Origin of the sequence: Tatumella sp. JGM118, assembly GCF_018257515.1 — a bacterium.
Classification (GTDB): domain Bacteria; phylum Pseudomonadota; class Gammaproteobacteria; order Enterobacterales; family Enterobacteriaceae; genus Tatumella; species Tatumella terrea.
Genome location: NZ_JAERJR010000003.1, coordinates 141,070 through 165,538 on the forward strand (window position 1 = coordinate 141,070; position 24,469 = coordinate 165,538).

At 52.1% G+C, this 24,469-nt stretch carries 16 protein-coding genes and 1 pseudogene; 3 read left to right on the forward strand and 14 right to left on the reverse strand.

Annotated elements, in window-relative coordinates:
• Together apaG and apaH are read left to right on the forward strand one after the other, a co-directional pair.
• The gene (gene apaG / locus JK223_RS04790; RefSeq protein WP_212713082.1) at positions 1 to 378 is read left to right on the forward strand and encodes a Co2+/Mg2+ efflux protein ApaG; all 378 of its coding nucleotides are present in this window, start codon (positions 1 to 3) and stop codon (positions 376 to 378) included.
• Between the two features lie 53 nt (positions 379 to 431).
• The gene (gene apaH, locus JK223_RS04795; RefSeq protein ID WP_212713083.1) at positions 432 to 1,256 is read left to right on the forward strand and encodes a bis(5'-nucleosyl)-tetraphosphatase (symmetrical) ApaH; all 825 of its coding nucleotides are present in this window, start codon (positions 432 to 434) and stop codon (positions 1,254 to 1,256) included.
• Positions 1,257 to 1,298: 42 nt separating this feature from the next.
• Here the strand turns inward: apaH and ascB are convergent, their stop codons facing one another.
• The 11 genes and pseudogenes from ascB to ribF all read right to left on the reverse strand — a co-directional run bounded on the left by ascB (position 1,299) and on the right by ribF (position 18,897).
• On the reverse strand, positions 1,299 to 2,690 hold the full coding sequence (gene ascB / locus JK223_RS04800) for a 6-phospho-beta-glucosidase (RefSeq protein ID WP_212713084.1): 1,392 nt from the start codon (positions 2,688 to 2,690) through the stop codon (positions 1,299 to 1,301).
• Between the two features lie 111 nt (positions 2,691 to 2,801).
• Positions 2,802 to 4,166 (reverse strand): annotated as a pseudogene (locus tag JK223_RS04805) (PTS transporter subunit EIIC); the annotation flags it as partial.
• A gap of 560 nt (positions 4,167 to 4,726) precedes the next feature.
• On the reverse strand, positions 4,727 to 5,218 hold the full coding sequence (gene folA / locus JK223_RS04810; RefSeq protein WP_212713086.1) for a type 3 dihydrofolate reductase: 492 nt from the start codon (positions 5,216 to 5,218) through the stop codon (positions 4,727 to 4,729).
• A gap of 2,106 nt (positions 5,219 to 7,324) precedes the next feature.
• Entirely contained in the window at positions 7,325 to 10,549 is a 3,225-nt protein-coding gene (carB, locus tag JK223_RS04815; protein WP_212713087.1) for a carbamoyl-phosphate synthase large subunit, read from the reverse strand.
• Between the two features lie 14 nt (positions 10,550 to 10,563).
• Entirely contained in the window at positions 10,564 to 11,712 is a 1,149-nt protein-coding gene (gene carA / locus JK223_RS04820) for a glutamine-hydrolyzing carbamoyl-phosphate synthase small subunit (RefSeq protein WP_212713088.1), read from the reverse strand.
• Positions 11,713 to 12,167: 455 nt separating this feature from the next.
• Positions 12,168 to 12,983: a 4-hydroxy-tetrahydrodipicolinate reductase gene (gene dapB, locus JK223_RS04825; RefSeq protein WP_212713089.1), complete on the reverse strand. Its 816-nt coding sequence runs from the start codon at positions 12,981 to 12,983 to the stop codon at positions 12,168 to 12,170.
• Positions 12,984 to 13,206: 223 nt separating this feature from the next.
• Positions 13,207 to 14,160 carry a 4-hydroxy-3-methylbut-2-enyl diphosphate reductase gene (ispH, locus tag JK223_RS04830; RefSeq protein WP_212713215.1) on the reverse strand — a complete coding sequence of 318 codons (954 nt, stop codon included), beginning with the start codon at positions 14,158 to 14,160 and terminating at the stop codon, positions 13,207 to 13,209.
• Positions 14,141 to 14,611: an FKBP-type peptidyl-prolyl cis-trans isomerase gene (fkpB, locus tag JK223_RS04835; protein ID WP_212713090.1), complete on the reverse strand. Its 471-nt coding sequence runs from the start codon at positions 14,609 to 14,611 to the stop codon at positions 14,141 to 14,143. Before fkpB ends, ispH begins: the two co-directional genes overlap by 20 nt.
• Before the next feature lie 3 nt (positions 14,612 to 14,614).
• A complete protein-coding gene (gene lspA, locus JK223_RS04840; RefSeq protein WP_212713091.1) occupies positions 14,615 to 15,115 on the reverse strand; it encodes a signal peptidase II in 501 nt (166 codons plus the stop codon).
• Positions 15,115 to 17,931: an isoleucine--tRNA ligase gene (gene ileS / locus JK223_RS04845; RefSeq protein ID WP_212713092.1), complete on the reverse strand. Its 2,817-nt coding sequence runs from the start codon at positions 17,929 to 17,931 to the stop codon at positions 15,115 to 15,117. Before ileS ends, lspA begins: the two co-directional genes overlap by 1 nt.
• A 27-nt stretch (positions 17,932 to 17,958) precedes the next feature.
• Positions 17,959 to 18,897 carry a bifunctional riboflavin kinase/FAD synthetase gene (gene ribF / locus JK223_RS04850; RefSeq protein ID WP_212713093.1) on the reverse strand — a complete coding sequence of 313 codons (939 nt, stop codon included), beginning with the start codon at positions 18,895 to 18,897 and terminating at the stop codon, positions 17,959 to 17,961.
• A 318-nt stretch (positions 18,898 to 19,215) separates the two neighbouring features.
• Here ribF and rpsT point away from each other — a divergent pair, with 318 nt between their 5' ends.
• The gene (gene rpsT, locus JK223_RS04855; protein WP_152322954.1) at positions 19,216 to 19,479 is read left to right on the forward strand and encodes a 30S ribosomal protein S20; all 264 of its coding nucleotides are present in this window, start codon (positions 19,216 to 19,218) and stop codon (positions 19,477 to 19,479) included.
• Between the two features lie 318 nt (positions 19,480 to 19,797).
• Here the strand turns inward: rpsT and nhaA are convergent, their stop codons facing one another.
• The 3 genes from nhaA to dnaK all read right to left on the reverse strand — a co-directional run bounded on the left by nhaA (position 19,798) and on the right by dnaK (position 24,269).
• Positions 19,798 to 20,958, reverse strand: coding sequence for a Na+/H+ antiporter NhaA (gene nhaA / locus JK223_RS04860; RefSeq protein ID WP_212713094.1), 1,161 nt, complete (start codon positions 20,956 to 20,958; stop codon positions 19,798 to 19,800).
• Positions 20,959 to 21,115: 157 nt separating this feature from the next.
• Positions 21,116 to 22,258, reverse strand: a complete 1,143-nt coding sequence (dnaJ, locus tag JK223_RS04865) for a molecular chaperone DnaJ (RefSeq protein ID WP_212713095.1) — start codon at positions 22,256 to 22,258, stop codon at positions 21,116 to 21,118.
• A gap of 103 nt (positions 22,259 to 22,361) precedes the next feature.
• A complete protein-coding gene (gene dnaK / locus JK223_RS04870) occupies positions 22,362 to 24,269 on the reverse strand; it encodes a molecular chaperone DnaK (protein ID WP_212713096.1) in 1,908 nt (635 codons plus the stop codon).
• Positions 24,270 to 24,469 lie beyond the last annotated feature (200 nt).

Here is a 24,469-nt window from a genome sequence, read left to right on the forward strand (position 1 = left end):
ATGAGTGGATCCAGACGCGTTTACGTACATGTACAAACATTTTATGCCGCCTCGCAGTCACTGCCTGAGGAAGAACGTTATGTGTTTGCTTATACCATCACCATCCGTAATTTAGGGCACTCTGAAGTGCAGTTACGTGAGCGCTACTGGTTAATCACTAATGGTAACGGGAAAGAGACAGAGGTTCAGGGTGAAGGGGTGGTCGGTGAACAGCCGCGGATAAAGCCCGGTGACGAATACCAGTATACCAGTGGTGCCGTCCTCGAAACGCCGATAGGTACCATGCAGGGGCACTATGTCATGGAAGACGAAAACGGCGAGCGTTTTACTACCCCGATCCCTGTGTTTCGCCTTGCTGTCTCTACTCAGCTTCATTAAGCCGCCCTCTGGTCTGTCTCTGCAGGCCCGGGGTTTATGCTGACAGGATTTACATGAGTACGTATCTGATAGGCGATATTCACGGTTGTTACACTGAATTTTGTGCATTGCTGGATCAGGTCAGTTTTGACCCGGCCAGGGATGAACTCTGGCTGACCGGTGATTTAGTCGCCCGTGGCCCGGACTCACTGGCTGTGCTGAGAAAAGTGAAGTCACTGGGTGACTCTGTCCGGCTGGTGCTGGGCAACCATGATCTGCATATTCTGGCGGTGTATGCCGGGATCAGTCGCAACAAACCTAAAGATAATCTGGCCGCGCTGCTGGCCGCCGATGACTGCGATGACCTGATCAACTGGCTGCGTCGTCAGCCATTATTGCAGGTGGATGAAGAGAAAAAACTGGTGATGGCCCATGCCGGGATCACACCACAGTGGGATATCGAAACCGCAAAAGCCTGTGCCAGGGAACTGGAAGTCATACTCTCCAGTGACAGCTATCCGTTATTCCTGGATGCCATGTACGGCGATATGCCAAATAACTGGACCCCCGAACTCAGCGGACTGGCTAAGCTGCGTTTCAGTGCGAATGCACTGACGCGGATGCGCTATTGCTTTCCGAACGGACAGCTGGACATGATCTGCAAAGATGTTCCGGAAAAAGCGACGCCGCCGCTCAAACCCTGGTTTATGCTGGAAGGCCCGGTGCGTGAAGGCTATACCATTGCCTTCGGTCATTGGGCATCGCTGGAAGGTAAAGGCATGCCGGCGGGGATTCTGGGGCTGGATACCGGATGCTGCTGGGGCGGAACGCTGACCCTGCTGCGCTGGGAAGACCAGCAGTATTTCCACCAGCCTTCTCTGCAGAAGAAAAAGAGTTAACCTTCCGGGGCCGTCGCTCCGTGACCGCCCCGGAATTTTCTCTTATTTCAGTACGGCCCCCCGGCTGGCAATCACCGACTGATACCAGCCAAAACTTTTCTTACGGTAACGTTGCAGCGTCCCGGTACCGTCGTCATGGCGATCGACATAAATAAAGCCATAGCGCTTGGAAAGTTCACCTTTGGAAGCACTGACTAAATCGATAGGCCCCCAGCTGGTGTACCCCATAATATCCACACCATCGTCCAGAGCTTCCCGGACTTGTTGCAGATGATCATTCAGATAGCTGATGCGGTAATCATCGTTAACCTGGCCCTCCGCCGTGAGTTGATCCCGTGCCCCCAGGCCATTCTCTACAATAAACAGCGGTTTTTGATAACGATCCCAGAGCAGGTTCAGCAGTATCCGTAATCCCTGCGGGTCTATCTGCCACCCCCATTCCGATGCACTCAGGTGCGGGTTCGGGATCATGTTCAGGATATTTCCGCGCTGTTGCAGATATTTTTCCGGCTCGGCACTGGCACATCCGGACATGTAATAACTGAATGAGACAAAATCCACGCCGTGTCTGAGAGCGTCACGATCTTCATCGGTGATATGCAGCTCAATCGCATTATCGCGGAAATAACGTTGCATATAGCCCGGGTACTCTCCCCTGACCTGCACATCCCCGAAAAATAACCAGTGCCGGTTTGCCTCCATGGCCGCCATCACATCGGCCGGTTTGCTGCTTAACGGATACTGTAAACCGCCCAGCAGCATATTGCCTATTCTGGCTCCCGGGATCATTTCATGGCAGGTTTTGACCGTCAGGCTACTGGCCACCAGCTGATGATGGATGGCCTGATAAATTTCTCCCGGCGAACTCTCCATCGGGATACCAACACCGGTCAGGGGCGCATGCAGTGACATATTAATTTCATTGAACGTCAGCCATAAACGCACCTGGTGGCGGTAACGCTGAAACACCGTTCTGGCATAATGCAGGAAGAAAGTAATGACCTGACGATTTCCCCAGCCACCGTATTCTTTGACTAATGCCCAGGGCATCTCGTAATGAGAAAGTGTCACTACTGGCTGGATCCTGTGTTTTGCCAGTTCAGCAAAAATCGCGTCATAGTACGCAAGCCCGGCTTCATTCGGTGCCGCCTCATCCCCGTGGGGGAAAATACGGCTCCACGCGATCGACAGGCGCAGGCAGGTGAATCCCATTTCAGCAAATAACGCGATATCCTGCGGGTAGCGATGATAGAAATCGATCGCCACGTCCTTCAGATATTCATTATCAGACCCGCGCTCATCAAGGCGCCCGAACAGACCTTCCGGCAGAACATCGGATGTCGATAGCCCCTTCCCTCCTTCACGCCATGCGCCTTCCACCTGGTTGGCCGCAATCGCACCTCCCCACAGAAAATGTTCCGGAAATAACTTCATAACTCTCTCCCTGATGATGATGAATCACTCCAATCACGCATGGCCTGTCATAACTGCGACAGGCCGGCCATGTTATCCATTGTTCACTGTGCTGTGAGTTGGCCCGGTACGGGGCACCCCGAACAGGAACGTCAGCAGACAAGACAGGAACAGTGCCAGGATTGCCGCACCGATCGCAGCCCAGACGGTAAGATCTATCCCGCTGGCCGGGATCATCTGTGTCACAGAAAAAATACTCACCAGTCCGAATGACCAGACTTTCACCTGGCACAGACCCACGATGCCGCCCCCGAGTCCCCCGGCAATACACCCGAACAGGAAAGGCAGTTTCAGGGGCAATGTCACGCCGTAGATTGCCGGCTCTGTAATACCGAAAATGCCCGCCGTCACCGATGTCCCGGCCAGCATTTTAAGCCGGGCATCCCGGGTTGCCAGAAACACCCCCAGGGCGGCACCGGCCTGACCCATTACCGCCGGCAGTAACAACGGAATGATGGTGTCGTATCCCAGCACACTGAGATTGTTGATTGCGACAGGCACCAGGCCCCAGTGCAGGCCGAAAATGACACAGACCTGCCACACTGCGCCAAGGAAAATCCCGGCAATCCAGGGCGCGATATCGTAAATCCATTGATAACCGCTGGCCAGCAGATGGCTGAGGAACGTAAACAGCGGCCCGATCACCAGGAAGGTCAGCGGGACAATCACTATCAGACAAATCAGCGGGGCGGTAAAATTGCGGATGGATTCAGGCAGGCGCGGATAAAGCGTTTTCTCCAGCCAGCAACTCAGCCACGCAGAGAAAATAATCGGGATCACCGAGGAACTGTAATTGATCAACGTCAGCGGAATACCGAAGAAGCTCGCCGGTTCCGCAAGTGACAGGATAGTCGGGTGAACCAGTGCGCCACCGATGGCCATCGTCAGAAACGGCGAGCCACCGAACTTCTTACCGGCCGTATAACCGAGAACCATCGGGAAGAAATAGAACAGAGCATCACTGGCTGCAAACCAGACCTGATAAGTCGCGCTTTGCGGATCCAGCAGGTCCAGCGCCACAAACAACGCAAGAAATCCTTTCAGGATCCCGGAGGCTGCCATCACACTCAGGACCGGAGTAAAAATCCCGGAAACCAGATCGATAAAGCGTGCCAGCAGAGACGCTGCGGGGTTCTTTTCATCTTCGCGCTCAGAGCCGTGGACGGGCTGCTGAGAAGTCACGGCGGTTCCGGCCAGGCAGCTTTCAATGGCACGAAACACCTCGCCCACATGATTGCCGATGACCACCTGGAACTGCCCCCCGCTTTCGACGACGGCGATCACCCCGTCCAGAGATTTTATCCGGTCCGCTGCCCCTGCCGGGGTATGATGCAGTTTAAAACGCAGCCGTGTCGCACAGTGGACGAGTGTCCGGATATTTTTCTTTCCCCCTGCGTCCTCAATAATCTGTTCTGCTAATTGCAAATATCGGGTCATCCTAATCTCCTTAATTTACAGCACCAGTCCTTTGCAGGATGATCAATTTTCCGCAAATCATCGTGCCCGGATAATCCTTACTGAGCACTTTTTTAATATTCAGGGTGAAATCTTCAAAATACGGGATACCGTATTTACGGCTATACGCGAGCCGCGTTTACTGAAAAAAACCACCTTTACCCGTCAGGCGAAAAGTATCCCGGTAATTATCCGGAAGGATAAAATCCTATATTCCCGGGACAATACGGTTCTTCAGAAAATAACCCGAACTATGGGCATCAGGAAATAAAAGCCTGAACCGCGCCCACGGGTAAACCGATATCCTGTCAATCCGTAATCACCGATGAATTTATTAAAAAATATGACCAGACGGGGAGAGTTCTATCATTCACAACGCGGTACAGATTAATTTTAATGGGAGATTAAAACTGTGAGGAAGGTCTATTTTAGAATAAAAGGAAATACGTTACTTATTACTGCATGTCATAACAAGGACCTGCCACAGGGGCTGATGCCCCTGCGGCAGAATATTATTCTGTACGGACGAGAGTGATTTTCCGTCAGTCAGTGCAGACCCGACGATCCAGGATCTCAAAGCAGAAGCTGTGGGTGTTATTAGCATCTGCGTCATGAAACTCACTGAATACAGACTGCCAATGATCGGGATCGTAATCCGGAAACTGGGTGTCTCCTTCGACTTCTGCATCGATATGTGTCAGATAGAGCCGGTCGGCTTTTTCCAGCATCTGAGCATAGATTTTACCGCCGCCGATCACCATGATCTCCGGCGCATCGGCGACCAGTTTCAGCGCCTCTTCGGGGGAAGTGACCCAGCTGACGCCCTCAGCGGTACCTGCTGAACGGCTGATCACGATATTCAGTCGTCCGGGCAGTGGCCGGCCAATGGACTCAAACGTACGCCGCCCCATGATCACGGGTTTATTCAGGGTCTGTTTTTTAAACCAGGCCAGATCCGCTGGCAAATTCCATGGCATGGCATTATCCATACCGATAACCCGATCTGCCGCCATTGCAGCAATCAAACTAATCATTACATTAACCCGCTGGAAAAATTGGCGCCATCATACGGAAAGGGATCGACTTCGTCGATAGGGATTGGTCATTATTTCACTAAACCCTGCTCCGGCACAAAGTCCTGCCTTAACAGGGCTGACGGTCCCGGTATTTGCCCAATTCAGGCATTCCGGCGGTTTCACCGCCGCGTTGAAATGAGTTAAACGTCCCTTACCTGCTGTTTTTAACACTAAAAATCATCGTAAAACCGGACCAGACTGATACCGTCTGAATTATCAGACCCGGGGGTCGGGGTATTTTCATCATTCATACTCTGACCGTCTGCCAGAGTGAAGGGAATCCGTAACCCATTGTCTGTAAATTGATAATTTCTTCCGGTCGCAAATTGTATTTTGTCTCTCATCAATAAGGGGGCACTTTTTGTAATCTGTACTGTTCTGTAACCTGCATAGTACTCAACACCCCACGCATCCCCGGCAAAGTAATGATTCACATCCCTGCGTTTAGCAGGGGGAAAATACGGATACCAAACGTCACCGGACGCGATTGAGTATGGGCCGTATTTGCCACTGAACCTCGCCCCCGGATGTTTTGAATAGCATTTTTATCTTCGTAAGAGTGCGATGACAGCTTCCGGCCCTGGTGTCGTTCCGTTCCACGCGAATCCCCGGCCGGAGTTCAGAGTCAGTCATCAGGCCCCGGCGACCTCCGTTTTTCTTTAGTGATCTGCTCCACTGCCGGACAGATAATCACTGCCAGAGAACCGAGACGTCGTCAGCAACTTTATAACACCGGAGGCTTTCTGATAACGGGGGTGTAACCCGGCCGCTCATCATCTTCCTGAATGCCATTCGCCGGTACTTTTCCCGGTCAATCGTATTCCCGGATACCGGTTTCAGCCCCGATAATATCCTGAGCAATACGGCGACTCTGGCGAAGATTTACTTACCCTCGCCTTGCGGCTCAGTCCGGTAGCTGACATTTTGCGAAGGGTATTACCTCCGGCCCGGCAATAATCATGTTCCCGGTGGAGTCGTACCGGAATATTCACACCCGGTTCGTCATGGTATGTCCGGTCCGGCCCCTCGTTAAGTCCGTAAGTTGCTGTAAAACGAGAACGGGTGCCACCCTCAATACTCCCCTGCAGAGATGCTCCCTTCGTTCCTGCAGAATGACTTAACCCGGGGTGCCGGGTTTCCCCCTCTGAAAAGTTAAGCGACTTAATAAATCATCCTCCCAGGGGCCGCTGAACCAGGGTGACTTCAGACGGTGAACTGACGGACCTGCTTCAGATAGAAAATAAAAGACTTCCTGATGTCAGAAACCACAGCAATCGGACGATGGGAATAACCGGGTAATATAAACTCACTCTGGTTAAATAATTCTCCCGCCCCCCCTATAATCTGGCATAGCCATTTTTATTATCATCAGGCAGACAACAACTCTTTTTTAGTGATAACCCTTAGAATGATATAAATAAGCCGGAAATCTACGATGAAGATCCTAAGAAGAACATTTATCACGACTTATTCAGGGTATTACTTTCAGAGAAAAGTCATATACGGGGAGAATTTCAGCGGTGACCAAAAAGTGGCAACTTCCCCTGATAAAAATAATAAAGACATACACTGATTAGCCGGAAAATACGGTATGGCATGGCCACCTGCCCTGATGACGGTCAGCCGGTCACAGATTATCCGGTGCCTTGCGTCATACTTCTGACGGACAGGATCCCCGGTTAAGTGAGTCCGGGGGTAACCCCCCCCACCCTGCACATAATGCCTGCCTGTGAGCCATCCGGCTGGCAGAACACCAGAGCACGGCGAGACTCGCGTTATTCCCGGATTGAGACAGATAGCCATTAGCCATTAGCCATTAGCCATTAGCCGTTAGCCATTAGCCATTAGTCGTTAAGGTAAGAGGTAAGAAGTAAGAAGTAAGAAGTAAGAAGTAAGAAGTAAGAAGTAAGAAGTAAGAAGTAAGAAGTAAGAAGTAAGAAGTAAGCAGTCAGCAGTCAGCAGTCAGCAGTCAGCAGTAGGAAATAAAACAACAGTGGGGAGTGAGAAGCCAGTGCGGACAGAGATAAGCAACCCTGAAACAGGGTTGCTTATCCGGGTAAGGTATTAGCCTTTTATTTCAGCATGCATTTCCTGAACCGAAATTACACGATCGGTCGGGTCAGCATTCAGCGCCATCGCTGTCGCGAAACCACCGTTCAGCGTGGTGTCGTAGTGGACTTTATACTGCAGTGCACTGCGTCTGATCAGACGGGAGTCTTCAATGGCCTGACGTCCGGCAGTGGTGTTTACGATATAGCTGTATTCACCATTTTTCAGACGGTCCTGAATATGCGGACGACCTTCATGAACTTTATTGACCAGGCGTGGATTAATCCCGGCTTCCCCCAGTACCACAGCAGTACCGTGTGTTGCATCCAGCTCGTAACCGAATTTCAGTAACTTAGCCGCCAGGTCAACCACACGCTTTTTATCACCTTCACGGACGGATAATAACGCACGACCGGACTTTTTCATCGTCGCCTGAGCACCGAGCATCGCTTTGGAGAAGGCTTCGGCAAAGGTTCTGCCCACGCCCATCACTTCACCGGTAGACCGCATTTCAGGGCCAAGGATCGGGTCAACGCCCTGGAACTTGTTAAACGGCAGAACCACTTCTTTCACCGAATAATAAGGCGGGATCACTTCCTCAGTCACTCCCTGAGCCGCCAGCGTTTTACCGGCCATCACACGGGCAGCCACTTTCGCCAGCGGAACACCGGTCGCTTTCGAGACAAAAGGTACCGTACGGGCAGCGCGCGGGTTAACTTCAATCAGATACACTTCGTTATCTTTAACCGCAAACTGTACGTTCATCAGACCACGGACATTCAGCTCGAAGGCCAGCTTACTGACCTGGTCACGCATAACATCCTGGATTTCCTGGTTCAGCGTGTAAGCCGGTAATGAACATGCGGAGTCACCGGAGTGAACACCTGCCTGTTCGATATGCTCCATGATCCCGCCGATCAGTACCCGCTCACCGTCACAGATGGCATCGACATCCACTTCTACCGCATCATCCAGGAAGCGGTCCAGCAGAACCGGCGCATCATTTGAGACGGACACCGCAGTCATAAAGTAACGCTTCAGATCCTGTTCGTCATAGACGATTTCCATCGCCCGACCGCCCAGAACATAAGAAGGACGTACCACCAGGGGATAACCGATGGTCGCGGCTTTTTCGACGGCCTGCTCCAGAGCGGTTACGGTGGCATTCGCCGGTTGCTTCAGCGCCAGGCGATCAACGGCCTGCTGGAAACGTTCACGGTCTTCGGCACGGTCAATGGCATCCGGACTGGTACCGATCACCGGTACGCCGGCAGCTTCCAGCTCACGGGCCAGTTTCAGTGGTGTCTGACCACCGTACTGTACAATGACGCCTTCAGGTTTTTCGATGCGGACAATTTCCAGTACATCTTCCAGCGTCACCGGCTCAAAATAGAGACGGTCGGAGGTATCGTAGTCGGTAGATACGGTTTCCGGGTTACAGTTCACCATAATGGTTTCATAACCGTCTTCACGTAAGGCCAGCGCCGCGTGAACACAGCAATAGTCAAACTCGATACCCTGACCGATACGGTTCGGACCGCCCCCCAGGATCATGATTTTGGCACGATCGGTAGATGGGTTAGCTTCACACTCTTCTTCATAAGTGGAATACATGTAAGCGGTATCGGTCGCGAATTCTGCCGCGCAGGTATCCACCCGCTTATAGACCGGATTCAGGTTATATTGCTGACGCAGTTTGCGGACTTCGCTTTCCGCAACACCGGCCAGTTTGGCCAGACGCAGATCCGAGAACCCTTTACGTTTCAGCTGACGCAGGAAACCGGCCGTCAGGCCATTGAGTCCCTGGCGGGCAACCTGCTCTTCCAGACGAACCAGCTCCTCAATCTGCACCAGGAACCAGCGGTCGATATTGGTCAGATTGAAAACGCCATCCACAGACATCCCCAGACGGAAAGCATCGGCGATATACCAGATACGGTCGCTACCGGCATCTTTCAGTTCGCGGCGGATACGGGTCAGGGCTTCCGGGTCTTCAGCCTCGACTTTCGGGTCAAATCCGCTGGCGCCGACTTCCAGGCCGCGCAGTGCTTTCTGCACAGATTCCTGGAACGTGCGGCCGATTGCCATGACTTCACCGACAGATTTCATCTGGGTGGTCAGGCGATCATTACTGCCGGCGAATTTTTCGAAGTTAAAACGCGGGATCTTGGTTACAACATAGTCGATGGAAGGCTCGAAGGATGCCGGCGTCAGTCCACCGGTAATATCATTCATCAGCTCATCCAGCGTATAACCTACGGCGAGTTTTGCGGCGATCTTCGCAATCGGGAAGCCTGTCGCTTTAGATGCCAGGGCGGACGAACGCGATACCCTTGGGTTCATTTCGATAACAATCAGGCGACCATTTTCCGGGTTAACGGAGAACTGGACGTTAGAACCGCCGGTTTCCACACCGATTTCACGTAATACGGCCATCGAGGCATTACGCATGATCTGGTATTCTTTGTCGGTCAGCGTCTGTGCCGGTGCAACAGTGATGGAGTCACCGGTATGGATCCCCATGGCATCGAAGTTTTCGATGGAACAAACAATGATACAGTTATCATTTTTGTCACGGACCACTTCCATTTCATACTCTTTCCAGCCAATCAGTGATTCATCAATCAGCAACTCATTGGTCGGGGAAAGATCCAGCCCGCGGGTACAGATCTCTTCAAACTCTTCCCGGTTATAGGCAATTCCGCCACCGGTGCCGCCCATAGTAAAGGAAGGACGGATGATGCAAGGGAAGCCAACATCATCAGCCACCTGAAATGCTTCTTCCATTGTGTGTGCGATACCGGAGCGCGCAGTATCCAGACCGATGCTTTTCATCGCTTTATCAAAACGACGACGATCTTCTGCTTTATCAATCGCATCGGCGGTTGCACCAATCATGGTGACGCCGAACTCTTCCAGAACGCCTTGTCTTTCCAGTTCCAGAGCACAGTTCAGGGCAGTCTGCCCACCCATGGTCGGCAGGACAGCATCCGGACGCTCTTTTTCGATGATTTTGCGCACAACTTCCCAGTTAATCGGCTCAATGTAAGTCGCATCGGCCATTTCCGGGTCGGTCATGATGGTTGCCGGGTTTGAGTTCACCAGAATAACGCGGTAACCCTCTTCACGCAGAGCTTTACACGCCTGCGCACCGGAGTAGTCAAATTCACAGGCCTGACCAATAACAATCGGACCGGCACCCAGGATCAGGATAGATTTTATGTCTGTACGTTTTGGCATTGATTAGCTCCTGATTACCGGGTTTCTGAACGGTAGGTATTGATTAACTCGATAAAGTGGTCGAACAGTGGCGCTGCATCATGCGGCCCCGGGCTCGCTTCCGGATGTCCCTGGAAGCTGAATGCAGGCTTGTCGGTACGATGGATACCTTGCACGGTATGGTCAAACAGTGACGTATGAGTGACGCGCAAGCATTCCGGCAGGCCCTCTTTATCGACAGCAAAGCCATGGTTCTGCGCGGTGATCATCACCACATCACGGTCAAGATCTTTGACCGGATGGTTCCCGCCGTGGTGTCCCAGCTTCATTTTTACGGTTGACGCGCCGCTTGCCAGAGCGAGCAACTGGTGACCCAGACAGATACCAAATACCGGAATGTCGGTGGTCAGGAAGGTTTTAATCGCGCTGATGGCATAATCACACGGCTCCGGGTCACCCGGTCCGTTAGACAGGAAAATCCCGTCCGGTGCCATCTTCAGGACTTCCTCCGCAGGGGTCTGAGCCGGAACCACGGTCAGGCGGCATCCACGGTCGGTCAGCATACGCAGGATATTACTCTTCGCACCAAAGTCATAGGCCACCACGTGGTATGGCAGTTCGCTTTCCTCTTTTGGCGCAGGCAGTTCATCACTCAGCGTCCAGCTTCCCTGTGTCCAGGAGTAGCTTTTCTGCGTGGTGACTTCTTTCGCTAAATCCATCCCTTTCAGTCCCGGGAAGGCTTTCGCCTGCGCTAAGGCCGCAGCCACATCCGGCGCGTTCCCGGCAATGATACAGCCATTCTGAGCCCCTTTTTCGCGCAGCAGGCGGGTCAGTTTACGGGTATCAATGTCGGCGATAGCAACGATGTTATGGCGTGAGAGATAAGCAGAGAGGTCTTCTTTACTACGGTAATTGCTGGTGATCAGCGGTAAATCGCGGATGACGAGGCCCTGAGCATGAACGTGAGATGACTCTTCATCAGCGGGGTTAGTACCAACATTACCAATATGGGGATAAGTAAGAGTGACAATCTGGCGGGAATAGGAAGGATCAGTAAGAATTTCTTGATAGCCGGTCATTGATGTGTTGAAAACGACTTCTCCGACTGCCGACCCGCTTGCGCCTATGGACCGGCCATGGAATTCGGTTCCGTCTTCCAGAACCAGGATTGCTGACTTAATCAAAACTTCCTCCGGGGAATAAATAGTCACTATACCTGCATATTAATTCATAAGTGTCGCCTGAATCAATCCAAAAAACGCTGAATACTCGATTTTCGGCAAATTGGGCGCATTCTAATGAGCAGCTTTGCTTATGTCCAGTCTGAAAGCGGATAAAGTTGTTTTTTTTACGCCATTGGGAGTAAAAACTACAAAACAGCGATAAAAAGGCACGTATGGAGGGTAGATAAAACGATTGCCTGAAGAAATGTATCCCGGGAGAGAGAATTACGGTGAAGATGTGTACAGAAAGGTATCTGACGCAAAAAAAACGGCGATAAAAATAACAATAACCACAGGTAAAGCACCGTTTAAACAAAAAAACAGACCAAATGGTCAATTTTCACAAACACAAGGGGATGCAAATAAAATCCCCTTTATAATCATTTAATTAAACTATGAATACTGAACGAAAAATATCAGATATCATTCAGAGAAAGCACGTCACGCATGTCATAGAAACCATGGTTATGCCCGCTTAACCATAAAGCTGCCTTTACCGCACCCTTTGCAAACGTCATCCGGCTGGAGGCCTTGTGGGTAATCTCTACCCGTTCTCCGATGTCTGCAAACATTGCCGTGTGCTCACCGACAATATCACCGGCACGGACTGTCGCAAAACCGATAGTCCCGGGCTTACGCTCGCCGGTATGCCCTTCCCGGCTATAGACGGCATGTTCAGAGAGTGTCCAGTTCATCGCATCGGCAATAGATTCCCCCATTGCCAGAGCCGTTCCTGACGGAGCATCGACTTTATGCCGGTGATGGGCTTCGGTGATTTCAATATCGCTATACTCGCCCATCACTTTAGCGGCTTTCTCCAGCAGTTTCAGCACCAGGTTAACCCCGACACTGAAGTTCGCGGCAAACACCACCGGGATAGACTCTGCGGCAGCGCGGATAGCCTGTTTACCCGCGTCATCAAATCCGGTAGTCCCTATCACAATGGCTTTACGGTGTGTCTGGCAGAATTTCAGGTAGCCGGCCGTGGCTTCAGGGCGTGTAAAATCAATAAGCACATCGAAGTCATCTTTCACCGCATCCAGATTGTCGCTGACCAGAATACCGGTTTTGCCACTCCCGGCTAATTCACCGGCATCGCAGCCAACCAGAGAGGAGCCCTGACGCACAACAGCAGCCCCCAGGGTGGCTCCGTCAGTCAGTTTTGTGGCTTCAATTAATTGACGGCCCATTCTTCCGGAGGCACCGACAATACCTATTCGGATATTATTCATAACTATTCATTCCTGTACACATGCATGCGGAGTCAGGGTAACCAGCCACCAGAGCCAGTACCAGCAAAAAAAAATATCATTAGAATTTCAGGTTTCACCGATAATCTTATCAGTAAAATCAATAGGGAGTGAATAGCGGTGCCCGACAGGACGCCGGTGACGCACGGGACAGAAATGCGGGGCCCGTAGCCAGCCTGAGCAGACGGCTACGGGATAAGACAGATTATTCGACTTCTTTGACTTCCACACGAAGTTCCTTAGGAACCTCGAACACGATATTTTCTTCACGACCAATTAATTCGATAGCGGCGTCACCGCCCAGCTCACGCAGACGGCTAATCACCTGCTGTACCAGGATATCCGGAGCCGACGCTCCGGCAGTGACACCAATACAAGCCGCGTCTTTCAGCCAGCTTTCGCTGATATCTTCTGCGGAGTCGATCAGCCACGCCTGCTTACCGGCCCGGCGGGCAAGTTCAGCCAGCCGATTCGAGTTTGAAGAGTTACGCGAACCCACCACCAGAATCACATCGGCCTGCTGAGACAGCGTACGAACCGCTTCCTGGCGATTGGTGGTCGCATAGCAGATATCATCTTTACGTGGCCCGATAATCGCCGGAAAACGCTGACGCAGCGCATCGATGATCTCAGAAGTGTCATCCACCGACAGCGTGGTCTGAGTCATAAAACTCAGGTTTGACTCATCTTTAATCTTCAGTCTGAACACATCTTCCGGGCATTCCACCAGATACATGCCACCTTCAGGATTATTATACTGCCCCATCGTGCCTTCCACTTCCGGGTGACCGGCATGACCGATAAGGATCGCTTCCACGCCCTTACGGCTGGCCCGGGCGACTTCCATATGCACCTTGGTGACCAGCGGACAGGTGGCATCGAACAGCATGGTCAGTGAGCGGGCACGGGCTTCAGCCCTGACAGCCTGCGACACCCCATGGGCCGAAAAGATCAGGATCGCTCCGTCAGGGACTTCACTGATTTCTTCGATAAAAATCGCCCCACGGTCGCGTAAACTTTCGACCACATAACGGTTATGCACGACCTCATGGCGGACATAGATAGGTGCGCCGTACATTTCCAGCGCACGCTCCACTATACTGATAGCGCGGTCTACACCGGCACAAAAACCACGGGGATTAGCGAGCAGAATCTGCATTTTCATTCTCCAGGACCGGATCAACTTCCAGCACTTCCACAGCAAACGTCACCGTCTGCCCGGCCAGCGGATGATTAAAATCTACCGTCACCGAATCACCGGAAACGTCACGGATAATACCAGGCATCTCACTGCCATCGATGGCGGTGAACAACATTATGGTTCCTGTCTCCGGTTCAGCCGCGCCGGCGAAGTCCCGGCGCGAGAAGTACTGAATCAGATCAGGGTTGGCCGGGCCAAACGCATCCTCAGGCGTCAGGGTAAACTGCCGGGTTTCCCCGGCAGTCATACCGGATAGAGCCTGACCGAAAGCCGGCGACAGGCTACCATCGCCTAAGCGAAACAAGGCAGGCTTACCATTGGCCCGGGTCGACTCTGCCAGTGAGCCATCTTCCAGAGTGAGGGTAAAATGCACTAACAGTGAACTGTCGTGCTGTACCTGATAACTCATGGCTTACCCTTTGTCCGTTTTGCGGGAGGACGCGATAAACCCTTCCAGGATCACCAACGCGGCCCCGATACAGATCCCACAATCCGCAATATTAAAGGTCGCAAAATGCCAGTCACCGACATAGAAATCGATAAAATCGACCACAAAACCATGCCAGAAACGATCCAGTAAATTGCCCAGCGCACCGCCGATGATCATCGCATAGGCGATATTCGTCAGACGCTGACTGGCGCGATTACGGTACATCATCACCACCAGTGCGATAGCGATGGCTATCGCGATACCGGCAAAGAACCAGCGCTGCCAGCCGCCCTTATCGGCCAGAAAACTAAAGGCCGCCCCGTAATTATGGGCATAAAACAGATTAAGTGAAGGGAGCAGGGCCCGGGTTTCATGCAATTGCATGTGGGCCATAATCCACTGTTTGCTGGCGAAGTCTGCGACTATCACCAGCACCATAACCCACAACCAGCGCAGGCCGGTTGAACATAACGATTTACTCATCAGGCAAACTTACGCTCTTCACCTTCACCGGAGACGTTGGTGTAGCAGCGTCCACAGATTTCAGCATGTTCAGGGTTCTGACCCACATCCGTCGTGTAATGCCAGCAACGCGGGCATTTCTCACCATCGGCTTTAGTCAGAGTGATTTTCAGACCTTTCAGGTGTTCGCTCTGCACCGCATCTGCCGGCGCAGCGTCCAGTGGCGCGACCTTAACGGCCGAGGTCAGTAACACAAAACGCAGTTCATCGCCGAGCGCTGTCAGTTTTTCTGACAGTGCCGCATCGGCATACAGAGTCACGGACGCTTCCAGCGCGCCACCGACACGTTTATCCGAACGCGCCTGCTCAATAACCTTGTTCACTTCACCACGAACTTTAAGCAGTTGTTCCCAGTACGAGTCATTCAGTGTTTCGTTCTCAGGCAGGCCAAACAGCCCCTGATACCATTCCCCGGTGAACACGTACTGATCACGTTGCCCGGATAAATGTCCCCAGATTTCATCGGCAGTGAACGACATAATCGGTGCCATCCAGCGAACCAGTGCTTCAGCAATATGCCACAGCGCGGTCTGACAACTGCGACGAGCCACACTGTCAGCTTTCGCCGTGTACTGACGGTCTTTAATCACATCCAGGTAGAACGATCCCATTTCCACAGAACAGAACTGCATCAGACGCTGAACCACTTCATGGAAATCATAGTTTTCGTAAGAGGCCACAATATCCTGCTGTGCGGCCAGCGCACGGCCCACCGCCCAGCGGTCAACCACGACCATCTCTTCCGGCGCCACCTGATCCGTCTCCGGATTAAAGCCATTCAGGTTAGCCAGCAGGAAACGGGCTGTATTACGGATACGACGGTAAGCATCCGCCGAACGTTTCAGGATCTCATCCGAAACGGCCATTTCCCCGGAATAGTCGGTTGAAGCCACCCACAGACGTAAAATATCGGCACCCAGTTTGTTCATCACATCCTGAGGACTCACGGTATTACCGATAGACTTCGACATCTTACGACCCTGACCATCGACGGTAAATCCGTGGGTCAGCACCTGACGGTAAGGGGCTTTGTTTTTAATCGCCGTCGAGATCATCAGCGATGACATAAACCAGCCACGGTGCTGGTCGGAGCCTTCCAGGTAGATATCTGCGCTATGCCCGTTAAATTCCGGACGCACATCGACCACTGAACAGCTGGTAGATCCGGAGTCAAACCAGACATCCAGCGTATCCGGGACCTTGGTGTAGTTGTCCGCGTCTGCACCCAGCAGTTCTTTCGCGTCCAGATCCCACCACGCCTGAATACCTTCCTGCTCAACCCGCAGAGCAACCTGTTCCATCAGGTTAAGGGTATCCGGATGCAGCTCTTCGGTCTGGTTGTGAACAAACAGAGCCATCGGCACGCCCCAGGTACGCTGACGCGAGATACACCAGTCCGGACGATTAGCCACCATCGATTCAATACGTGCCTGACCCCAGTCCGGGATCCACTGCACGCCTCTAATTTCTTTCAGCGACTGCGCACGTAAGCCTTTCTGATCCATGCTGATAAACCACTGCGGGGTCGCACGGAAAATGATTGGGGTTTTATGACGCCAGCAGTGCGGATAACTGTGGTGCAGTTTTTCCAGGTGCAGTAACGCGCCTTTTTCGCGCAGCAGATCGGCGATCATTTCGTTGGCTTTGAAGACGTTTACGCCATCCAGCTCGGGGTAAGTGCCTGGTAAGTAGCATCCATCCGGACCGACCGGGTTAGCCGCTTCAATACCGTATTTTTGCCCGATGACATAGTCATCCGGACCGTGGCCCGGGGCAGTATGGACAGCACCGGTACCGGCATCCAGAGTGACATGGTCGCCCAGCAGAACAGGGACATCAAAGGCCAGGAACGGATGCGCGAAGCGTAACATTTCCAGCGCGCTGCCTTTACATTCACCCAGTACCTGCCATTCGGTAATACCGGCACGCTTCATCACACTGTCGACCAGATCTTTCGCCAGGATCAGTGCTCTCTCTTCCGTCCGGATGAGCTGGTAGTCAAATTCCGGGTTGACCGAGATGGCCCGGTTTGACGGCATCGTCCAGGGGGTGGTGGTCCAGATCACCAGCGACACCGGCGTTGACGGAGTGACTGCGGAGAACGCGGCGGCGACTGTCTCCGGCTGCGTGGCGTTGAACATGACATCGATAGACAGGGATGTCTTGTCATAATATTCCACTTCAGCTTCCGCCAATGCAGAACGACAATCCAGGCACCAGTGAACCGGCTTGGCCCCTTTATGCAGGTGACCATTACCGATGATACGACCTAATGCGCGGATGATATTCGCTTCGGTGTTGAAGTCCATCGTCAGGTACGGGCGATCCCAGTCACCCAGTACGCCCAGACGGATAAAGTCTTTTTTCTGCCCTTCCACCTGCTCTGCGGCATACTGACGACACGCGGCACGGAATTCTGCGGCAGACACTTTTTCGCCAGGCTTGCCGATCATTTGTTCGACTTTATGCTCAATCGGTAATCCGTGGCAGTCCCAGCCGGGGATATAAGGCGCGTCAAATCCGGACAGACCTTTAGATTTAACAATAATATCTTTCAGAATCTTGTTAACTGAGTGACCGATATGAATGTTGCCGTTGGCGTACGGAGGGCCATCATGCAGGATAAATGTTTTTTTGCCTTTTTTAGCCGCGCGGATCGCACCGTACAGGTTATCGGTGGTCCAGCGCTGCAACATCGCAGGTTCCCGTTTGGCTAAGTCGCCACGCATCGGGAAGCCTGTTTCCGGCAAGTTCAGGGTAGATTTATAGTCACTCATCAGATTCTCGGTTCCATATTTCGGTGATTACACCGTTGCTTTTAGCCCAAAAAATTCGCGGGCCGTCACCACATCTTTGGCAATTTGCGCTTTTAATTCATCAAGAGAGGCAAATCGTTGCTCATTGCGTATTTTATGCCGCAATACCACAGAGATATGGCGGCCATATAAATTCATACTGACGTCCAGCAGGTTCACTTCCAGCTGCTGTCGTATACCTTTCACCGTCGGTCGTGTGCCGATATTAGCCACACCGTAGTACGGTTTTTCTGCAATCCCCAGCACCTCTACGGCATACACACCGGTGACCGGTGAGACCGCACGTCGCAGGGGAATATTGGCCGTCGGGAATCCCAGCGTTCTGCCCAGCGCATCGCCATGAACCACCCGGCCGCTGATGGCATAAGGCCGTCCCAGTAACCGTTCTGCCCCCGCAAGGTCATCGTCTGCCAGCGCCTGGCGGACCCGGGTGCTACTGATTCGGGTCCCCTGCTCACAAAAGGTTCGGGTATTCACCACATCAAAGTGGTAACGGCGCCCGGCGTTCTGTAATAACAGGAAATCACCTTCACGACCAGCGCCGAACCGGAAGTCATCACCGACCGCCAGAAAGCGGACATCCAGCTTATCCACCAGGATATCATGGATGAAATCGCCGGCATTCAGTGCGGCAAAGTCGCTATCGAAGCGCACGCAGAGCACGGTGTCCACCCCGGCCGCGGCCAGATAGGTCACTTTTTCCCGCAGACGCGTCAGGCGGGGCGGCACATTACCGCCGGTGAAAAACTCGCGAGGTTGCGGTTCAAATAACATCACCACCACCGGCAGCTGTCGCCTTCTGCCTTCTTCACAAAGCTGTTTCAGCAATGCCTGATGCCCGCGATGCACACCGTCAAAATTACCAATAGTCAAAACGCAGCCACGATGCTGCTTTGTGAGATTATGTAAACCGCGGATAAACTTCATGGCTGACTCAAATCGCTGGAAATCGCCGGATTATACCCTTTACAGCGTACAAAATTAACCCGTTAGCGTAGCCTTTCGTCGCTTCTTTGCTGCTTTTCCTCATGTTTCTTCCCTGCCGGGCAAAATCCCGACAATTTTGTTGCGAAAAGCTGTATTCAACACAAGGAAGCTGGTAGAATCTTGCGCCATCAATTACGTAACCGGGTGTTGTTTTTTAAACGACGCTTATTTGCACAAATCCATTGACAAGAGAAGGCGCAAAAGGCATAGTCCTCGGCCTTTGATTTGTCCATATAGAACATATTTGGGAGTTGGACCTTGGCTAATATCAAATCAGCTAAGAAACGCGCTGTAACATCTGAGAAACGTCGCAAGCACAATGCAAGCCGTCGCTCAATGCTGCGTACTTTCATCAAAAAAGTATACGCTGCAATCGCCGCTGGCGATAAAGCTGCTGCGCAAAACGCATTTAACGAAATGCAACCAATCGTGGACCGTCAGGCTGCTAAAGGTCTGATCCACAAAAACAAAGCTGCACGTCATAAAGCAAACCTGACTGCACAAATCAACAAACTGGCTTAATCGCTGATTTGTTGTTGCTTTGAAAAGAACCGGCTCAGGCCGGTTTTTTTATGTCCGTTATTCCTGCTTCCCCTCCCTGCCGTGATTTTTACCCCCGGGTCTTCTGTTACCACTGAGACAAACTGCCACGCCGGTCTTTAACCCGCATAAATCATCCCTGAGCGCTTTGTTGCATTACGGGATTAACGTACCTGGCAATATCACCGTGAACGGTGCAGGGAACGATTCACAGCACCTCACCGGTATCTTCACACGCAATGCCGCCAGGCTGGCTCTCTGACCCCCGCAGCCTGACGGTTCACTGAAAACGGCCCGCGATTATGGCAAGGTATACCGGCGGCGCAGTAACAAATACCCGGCAACCGCAGAAAGTACCGAACCGCCCAGAATACCCAGTTTGGCCTCATTGACCAGCGAGGCCGCCTCCTGACCATACGCCAGAGAAGCAATAAAGATAGACATCGTGAAGCCAATCCCACACAACACCCCGATGGCCGCGATATCCCTGATCCCGGTATTTTCCGGTAACCGGGTTAATCCCAGGCGGAGACTTAGCCAGCACGCCACCGTGATGCCCAATGGCTTTCCAATCAGCAAACCGGCAATAATCCCCGACGGCAATGAAGAAAAGGCCTGAGTAAGCGAAATATCACCCACCACTACTCCGGCATTGGCGAACGCAAATAACGGCAATACCAGCCAGCGGACCCAGGGCTCCAGAGAGTGGGTTAAACGGGGTGCAGCCGCCGTCTCAGATAATCCTTTCACCGGCATCATCAGGCCGAGAACCACACCGGCAATCGTGGCATGAATCCCGGACTGCAGTACGGCAACCCATAACACGGCCCCGACCAGCAGATAAGGGAGCCGTGAGGATACCTTCGCTCTGTTCATCAGTGCTAATACGGCCACCGCCGCTACGACCAGCGCCATCGCGCCCCAGGCGATATGGCTGCTGTAAAATATCGCGATAATCACGATCGCGCCCAGATCATCAATCACCGCCAATGCCATCAGAAAAACTTTTAATACCGGCGGCACACGGCTGCCCAGCAAGGCAAGGATCCCTAATGCAAAAGCAATATCTGTCGCCGTCGGAATCGCCCATCCATCGCGGATATCGGGGTGAGAGGCATTAAATGCCAGGAAAATCAGGGCGGGGGCAATCATGCCTCCGAGGGCCGCGATCAGCGGAAAAAGGGCTTGCTGTTTACTGGCCAGCGCCCCTGTCACCAGTTCCCGCTTTACTTCTAATCCGACCAGCAGGAAAAACAGCGCCATCAGGGCATCATTGATCCAGAAAAGAATGTCGTGCGGATGCTCACCGCTGCTCGGTCCCGTCGGCGTATAATGCAGGAAACGCTGATAGCCTTCCGCACTCCAGCCGGTATTGGCCAGTATTAACGCCAGTCCGGCAGCGATAATCAGTATCACGCCGCCCGCAGCTTCGCTTTTTATCCATTTATGCAGTACTGACATTCCGTAAGCATCCTCTCAGTGAATCTTAAGTCCGTATATCTTTACATGCCGGTAAAAATTTTAACATCGCATGACGCAACTCACCGGCACTTTCCGCCAGCATAAAAAAAGCCAGCCCCAAGGGGGACTGGCTTCAGTCTCTACCGGAACAGACCGGTTAGCGCGTCAGATCATCAAAAAACTTCTTCACGCCATCAAAAAAGCTTTTTGAGCGCGGGCTATTGTTATCACCTGAAGGTCCGCCCAGGGTTTCACCCAGTTCGCTGAGCAGTTCTTTCTGCTTCTCACTCAGGTTCACCGGGGTTTCAACGACAACCCGGCATAACAGATCACCCACAGCGCCACCACGCACCGATTTAACACCTTTACCGCGCATACGGAATAATTTATCCGTTTGTGTACCGGCCGGAATTTTCAGTTTTACCCGGCCATCGAGGGTTGGCACTTCAATTTCGCCCCCCAGTGCAGCCATGGCAAAATTGATAGGCACTTCGCAATAGAGGTTACTGTCTTCACGTTCAAAGATCGGGTGTTTTTTCACCGACACCTGAACATATAAATCACCGGCAGGCGCGCCCTGTTCACCCGCTTCACCTTCGCCTGACAGACGAATACGGTCACCGGTATCCACACCGGCAGGAATTTTCACTGACAGTGTTTTGGTGGTTTCTACGCGGCCATGACCGTGACAGGAGTTACAAGGATCTTTGATAATCGTCCCGCGTCCCTGGCAGGTCGGACAAGGTTGCTGAACCGCAAAGAACCCCTGACGCATCTGGACCTGACCGGCCCCTTTACAGGTAGAACAGGTCTGAGGTTTTGAACCTGCTTTTGCACCGCTGCCATCGCAGGTATCGCATTCCTGCAATGTCGGGATACGGATCTCTTTGCTGACACCGCGTACCGCTTCTTCCAGCGTAAGTTCCATATTATAACGTAAGTCAGAACCCCGCGCAGAACGCTGCCGACGACCACCCCCGAAGATATCGCCGAATACGTCGCCAAAGATATCGCCAAAATCAGCACCACCGCCACCGAAGCCACCGCCGAATCCGCCGCCGCCCATGCCGCCTTGTTCAAAGGCCGCATGACCATACTGGTCGTAAGCTGCACGCTTCTGTTCATCCGTCAGAATTTCATAGGCTTCTTTAACTTCTTTAAATTTCTCAAGCGCCTCTGCATCATCCGGATTACGGTCAGGGTGATATTTCATTGCCAGCCGTTTATAGGCCTTTTTGATTTCACGCTCATCCGCTGTTTTGGATACGCCTAAAACCTCGTAGTAATCACTCTTCGCCATTTTTTCATTGCCCTTAACATGATCGCACGGGCGTGGATATTATCCTACGCCCGTGCTGGTTGAAGGCGAAGGTTTTACCCCTCGCCCGGCCCTTCATGGGCAATTATTTTTTATCTTTAACTTCTTCAAATTCAGCATCGACAACATCGTCATCTTTCTGAGCTGAAGCGTCTGCACCCGCGGCATTCGCCTGAGCGGACTGCTGAGCCATTTCCATCAGCTTACCGGAAACTTCAGCCAGTGCCTGAATCTTCGCATCGATAGCCGCTTTGTCTTCGCCTTTCAGCGCAGTTTCCAGCTCAGCCAGTGCAGCGTCAATCGGTGCTTTGTCATCAGCAGACAGTTTGTCACCGGCTTCTTCTAACTGCTTACGGGTGCTGTGAACAACCTGGTCACCCTGGTTACGTGCCTGAACCAGTTCTTCGAATTTACGGTCAGATTCTGCATTCAGTTCTGCATCACGAACCATTTTTTCGATTTCATCATCGTTCAGACCGGAAGAGGCCTTGATGGTGATTTTCTGCTCTTTACCGCTGTTTTTGTCTTTAGCAGAAACGTGCAGGATACCATCAGCATCGATGTCGAAAGTCACTTCGATCTGCGGCATACCGCGTGGTGCTGCCTGAATACCGTCCAGGTTAAACTGACCCAGCGACTTGTTATCAGAAGAACGTTTACGCTCACCCTGCAGCACATGGATAGTTACCGCAGACTGGTTGTCTTCTGCCGTTGAGAACACCTGGCTGTGTTTGGTCGGGATAGTGGTGTTCTTGCTGATCAGGGTCGTCATCACACCGCCCATAGTTTCGATACCCAGGGACAGCGGGCTGACATCCAGCAGCAGAACGTCTTTTACATCACCGGCCAGAACACCACCCTGCACTGCGGCACCGATAGCGACAGCTTCATCAGGGTTAACGTCTTTACGTGGCTCTTTACCAAAGAAATCTTTTACCTTGGTCTGAACCATAGGCATACGGGTCTGACCACCGACCAGAATAACGTCATGGATTTCAGAAACTGACAGGCCAGCATCGTTCAGAGCAACTTTCAGCGGCTCAATCGAGCGGGTCACCAGATCTTCAACCAGTGATTCCAGTTTTGAACGTGTTACTTTGATGTTCAGGTGCTTAGGACCGGTCGCATCCGCAGTAACATATGGCAGGTTAACGTCGGTCTGCTGCGCAGAAGAAAGCTCAATTTTTGCTTTCTCTGCCGCTTCTTTCAGACGCTGCATTGCCAGCGGATCATTACGCAGGTCAATGCCCTGCTCTTTCTTAAATTCTTCAACCAGATAGTTGATCAGACGGCTATCGAAGTCTTCACCACCCAGATGGGTATCACCATTGGTTGCCAGAACTTCAAAGGTTTTTTCGCCATCAACTTCGTCGATTTCGATAATAGAGATATCGAAAGTACCACCACCCAGGTCATATACCGCGATAGTACGGTTACCCTGTGCTTTATCCATACCGTAGGCCAGTGCCGCTGCGGTAGGTTCGTTGATGATACGCTTAACTTCCAGACCAGCGATACGGCCGGCATCTTTAGTAGCCTGACGCTGAGCATCGTTAAAGTAAGCCGGTACGGTGATGACTGCTTCAGTCACCGGCTCACCCAGATAATCTTCTGCGGTTTTTTTCATTTTCTTCAGCACTTCAGCAGAAATCTGCGGAGGTGCCATTTTCTGGCCTTTCACTTCCAGCCAGGCATCGCCATTGTCTGAACCGACGATTTTGTAAGGCATGATTTTCAGGTCACGCTGGACTTCTTCGTCCTGGAAGCGACGACCAATCAGACGCTTAATAGCAAACAGGGTATTTTGCGGGTTAGTCACGGCCTGACGTTTAGCAGGCTGACCTACCAGAGTCTCGCCATCCTGAGTGTAGGCGATGATTGAAGGTGTGGTACGATCACCCTCAGCATTTTCCAGTACGCGCGCTTTGCCACCATCCATAATTGCAACACATGAATTGGTTGTACCCAGGTCAATACCAATAATTTTACCCATCTCTACACATCTCCCACGTAAATTCTGTTTTTGTTCGGATATGAACCATAAATGTGGTCGCCGAAACTAATTTCAAGCGGCAGAAAAAACTTTTTTTTAAGATTCATTCTCCGGCATGACAAAGTAAATGGGGCTGCTTTAACACGCATCAAGTGTTTACCCCGAAAAAAAATCAAAAAAAAACAGCGCACCGCGCTGCT

Bases quoted from the DNA above. Each gene is read 5' to 3' on its own strand.
- apaG (WP_212713082.1), top strand. From the start codon at position 1: ATGAGTGGATCCAGACGCGTTTACGTACATGTACAAACATTTTATGCC.
- apaH (WP_212713083.1), top strand. From the start codon at position 432: ATGAGTACGTATCTGATAGGCGATATTCACGGTTGTTACACTGAATTT.
- ascB (WP_212713084.1), bottom strand. From the start codon at position 2,690: ATGAAGTTATTTCCGGAACATTTTCTGTGGGGAGGTGCGATTGCGGCC.
- folA (WP_212713086.1), bottom strand. From the start codon at position 5,218: ATGATTAGTTTGATTGCTGCAATGGCGGCAGATCGGGTTATCGGTATG.
- carB (WP_212713087.1), bottom strand. From the start codon at position 10,549: ATGCCAAAACGTACAGACATAAAATCTATCCTGATCCTGGGTGCCGGT.
- dapB (WP_212713089.1), bottom strand. From the start codon at position 12,983: ATGAATAATATCCGAATAGGTATTGTCGGTGCCTCCGGAAGAATGGGC.
- ispH (WP_212713215.1), bottom strand. From the start codon at position 14,160: ATGCAGATTCTGCTCGCTAATCCCCGTGGTTTTTGTGCCGGTGTAGAC.
- fkpB (WP_212713090.1), bottom strand. From the start codon at position 14,611: ATGAGTTATCAGGTACAGCACGACAGTTCACTGTTAGTGCATTTTACC.
- lspA (WP_212713091.1), bottom strand. From the start codon at position 15,115: ATGAGTAAATCGTTATGTTCAACCGGCCTGCGCTGGTTGTGGGTTATG.
- ileS (WP_212713092.1), bottom strand. From the start codon at position 17,931: ATGAGTGACTATAAATCTACCCTGAACTTGCCGGAAACAGGCTTCCCG.
- ribF (WP_212713093.1), bottom strand. From the start codon at position 18,897: ATGAAGTTTATCCGCGGTTTACATAATCTCACAAAGCAGCATCGTGGC.
- nhaA (WP_212713094.1), bottom strand. From the start codon at position 20,958: ATGTCAGTACTGCATAAATGGATAAAAAGCGAAGCTGCGGGCGGCGTG.
- dnaJ (WP_212713095.1), bottom strand. From the start codon at position 22,258: ATGGCGAAGAGTGATTACTACGAGGTTTTAGGCGTATCCAAAACAGCG.
- dnaK (WP_212713096.1), bottom strand. From the start codon at position 24,269: ATGGGTAAAATTATTGGTATTGACCTGGGTACAACCAATTCATGTGTT.